The organism is Pyxidicoccus caerfyrddinensis (genome assembly GCF_010894405.1).
Lineage (GTDB): Bacteria > Myxococcota > Myxococcia > Myxococcales > Myxococcaceae > Myxococcus > Myxococcus caerfyrddinensis.
Map to the genome: position 1 here is coordinate 1 of NZ_JAAIYA010000075.1, position 3,759 is coordinate 3,759.

General features: G+C 70.1%; 1 protein-coding gene. It reads right to left on the reverse strand.

Annotated features, from left to right (window positions below):
* Window positions 1–3,759: non-ribosomal peptide synthetase (locus G4D86_RS51440; protein WP_164003055.1), on the reverse strand; the 3,759-nt coding region annotated here is incomplete at both ends.

The following is a 3,759-nucleotide window of genomic DNA, read 5'->3' on the forward strand; positions in this document are numbered from 1 at the left end:
AAGGGGAGAGCAGGGGCAGCTCACCCACGCATGTGCCGGGCGAGGCGAGCGCGGCCTCCAGCAGGGTTTGCAGGTGCTCCACCATGCGGGAGACGGTGGAGGCGTCGAACAAGTCCGTGCGGTAGCCCAGCGCGCCCGACAGCCCGCGAGGCGTCTGCGTCAGCGAGAGCGTCAGGTCGAACTTGGAGGCCTCGGCCTCGCGCTCCAGGGGGACGAAGGACAGCCCCGGGAGGGAGAGCTCCGCGGGGGGAGCGTTGTTGAGCACGATCATGACCTGGAAGAGGGGCGAGTGGCTGAGGCTGCGCTGGGGCTGCAGCTCCTCCACGAGCTTCTCGAAGGGCAGGTGCTGGTGCTCATAGGCGGCCAGGGTAGAGGCGCGCACGTGGGCCAGCAGCTCGCGGAAGGTGGCGAGGGGCTGCACGTGGGAGCGCAGGACGAGGGTGTTGACGAAGAAGCCAATGAGGCCCTCCGTCTCGCCGCGGGTGCGGCCGGCGATGGGAGAGCCGACTGTGACATCGTCCTGGCCGGAGTAGCGCGCCAGCAACAACTGCCAGACGGCGAGCAGGGCCATGAAGGGAGTGACACCCTCGCGCTGGCAGAAGGCGGAGAGGGCCTCGGACAGAGGCAAGGGCAGGTGGACGGGTAGCAGGGCGCCGCGCTGGGACTGGACGGCGGGGCGGGGCCTGTCGGTGGGCAGCTCCAGCAGCGCGGGCGAACCGGAGAGCTGCTGCTTCCAGTAGTCGAGGTGGCCCTGGAGGACGTCACCCTGCAACCAGTCGCGCTGCCACGAGGCGAAGTCGGCGTACTGGATGGGAAGGGGTGGCAGTTGCGGCGACTGGCCGGAGGAGAAGGCCCCGTAGAAGGAGACCAGCTCGCGCACCAGCACGCCCATGGACCAGCCGTCGGAGACGACGTGGTGCATCGTCACCAGCAGCACGTGGTGCTCGGAGTCGAGGCGCAGCAGCGAGGCGCGCAGCAGCGGGCCGGAGGCGAGGTGGAAGGGACGAAGGGCTTCGGTGGCAGCCAGACGGCGCACTTCGGCCTGGCGCGCGTCCTCGGGCAGGTGGCTCAGCTCGACGACGTCCAGCGAGAGTCCGGCGGGCGGAGCGATGACCTGGACGGGGCCCGAGGGCTCTTCGCGGAAGGTGGTGCGCAGCGCCTCGTGCCGGTGCACCAGCGCTTCGAGGCCGAGGCGCAGGGCCTCGGTGTCCAGCACTCCGGACACGCGCAGGGCGGAGGGGATGTTGTAGGCGGGGCTGCCGGGCTCGAACTGGTCGAGGAGCCACAGGCGTTGCTGGGCGAAGGAGAGCGGCAGCGCTTGCGTGCGAGGCACGGGGACGAGGGCGGGCACCTGGCTTCCAGGGCCGGACGTGCGTGCGAAGTCGATGCGGGAGGCGAGCTCCTGGAGGGTGGGGGCCTCGAAGAGGGCGCGAAGCGGCAGCTCCGTACCGAAGGTGGAGCGCACGCGGGAGACAAGCTGCGTGGCCAGCAGGGAGTGGCCACCCAGCTCGAAGAAGCTGTCGTGGACGCCCACGCGCGGTACGCGCAGCAGCTGGGCGAAGAGGCCGGCCAGGAGCTCCTCGGTGGGAGTGCGCGGGGCGACGTATTCGGGTGCGGAGGCAGAGGACTCCGGCGCGGGCAGGGCCTTTCGGTCCGCCTTGCCGCTGGGGGTCAGCGGGAAGGCTTCCAGCACGACGAAGGCCGAGGGCACCATGTACTCGGGCAGCTTCTCGAGCAGGCGCTCGCGCAGCGCACCGGCCTTCACCACCTCCGGGCCCCCACGTCCCAGGACGTAGGCCACCAGGCGCTTGTCCCCGGCCTTGTCCTCGCGGGCCATGACTACCGCCTGCTGCACGGAGGGCTGCTGCTCCAGCGCGGACTCGATTTCCCCCAGCTCGATGCGCAGGCCGCGCACCTTCACCTGGAAGTCGGCCCGGCCGAGGTATTCGATTTGGCCGTCCGCCAGCCAGCGCGCCACGTCGCCGGTGCGGTACAGCCGCGCTCCCGGCGTGTCGCTGAAGGCATCCGGGATGAAGCGCTCTGCCGTCAGCTCCGGGCGGCCCAGGTAGCCGCGCCCCACCTGCACACCGCCGATGAACAGCTCCCCCGGAACGCCGATGGGCACCGGCCGCAGGTGCACATCCAAGATGCGAATCTGCGTGTTGGCGACAGGGCGGCCGATGGGCACCGAGCGGTGCGGCTCGTCGCGCACGCACGCGTAATAGGTGACTTCGACGGCGGCTTCGGTGGGGCCGTAGAGGTTGTGCAGGCCGGCGGCGGGCAGCCGTTGCAGGCATCGCTGGGCCAATTCCAGCGGCAGGGCCTCGCCGCTGCACATCACGCGCTTCAGCGTCGTGCACCGCTCCAGCCCCGGCTCCTCCAGGAACACCTGGAGCACGGAGGGCACGAAGTACACGGTGGTGACGCCTTCTTGTTCGATGAGGCGCACCAGGTAGTCCGGCTCCTGGTGGCCGCCGGGCCGAGCCAGCACCAGGCGCGCGCCCGTCATGAGGGACCAGAAGAACTCCCAGACGGACACGTCGAAGCTGAAAGGCGTTTTCTGCAGCACCGTGTCCGAGGAGGACAGGCCGTACTCCTGCTGCTCCCACAGCAGGCCGTTGACGACGCCGCGGTGGGAGTTCATCGCGCCCTTGGGGCGGCCGGTGCTGCCGGAAGTGAAGATGACGTAGGCCAGCGCATCCGGGCCGGCGAGCGGCTCGGGGCGGGATTCCGGCTGGCGGGATACTTCCTGCCACTGCGAGTCCAGGCAGAGCAGTCGCGCCTCATGCGCGGGAAGGTGTGGCAGCAGCCGCTCCTGCGCCAGCAGCACGGCGGGGCGTGCGTCTTCGATCATCCACGCGAGGCGCTGGGCGGGGTAGTCCGGGTCCAAGGGGACGTAGGCGCCACCGGCCTTCAGCGTGGCGAGCAGTGCCACCACCATCTCCAGCGAGCGCTCCAGGAAGAGGCCGACGCGCACCTCGGGCCCGACGCCCAGCGAGCGCAGGTGCCAGGCGAGCTGGTTGGCGCGCGCGTCGAGCTGCCGGTAGGTGAGACTCTCGCCCTCGAAGCACAGCGCCACCGCGTCGGGCGTGCGCTCCACCTGCGCTTCGATGAGCGTGTGGAGGCACGCGTCCGCCGGGTATTCGGTGCGGGCACCGTTCCACTCGCGCAGCAGCTGGTGGCGCTCGGCGTCGTCCAGAAGAGGCAGCTCGGACAGGCGCGCTTCGGGCCTGGCCACCACGCCTTGCAGCAGCATGCGCAGATGGGTGACGAACCGGCGCACGGTGTCTTCACGGAACAGCGCGGTGCTGTAGCTGACCGAGCCCACCAGCCCCTGGGACGACTGGGTGAAGACGAAGGAGAGGTCGAACTTGGCGCCTACGTCGTCCTGCTCCACCGGGAGCACGGACAGTTCGTCCGGGAGCGCGGAGGCAGGCACAGACGCATTCGCATTCTGCAGGATGAGCATCACCTGGAAGAGCGGGGTGCGGCTCATGTCCCGCTGGGGCTGCAGTGCCTCCACCAGCTTTTCGAAGGGGACGTCCTGGTGGGCATAGGCGCCGAGCGTCGACTCCTTCACCTGAGCCAGCAGCTCGCGGAAGGTGAGGCCGGGCGTCATTCGTGCCCGCAGTGCGAGCGTGTTGACGAAGAAGCCGATGAGGCCTTCGAGCTGTGCGAAGCGGCGGCCTGCGATGGGAGAGCCGACGACGATGTCGTCCTGGCCGGAGTAGCGGGCGAGCAGCGAGTGGGTGGAGGCCA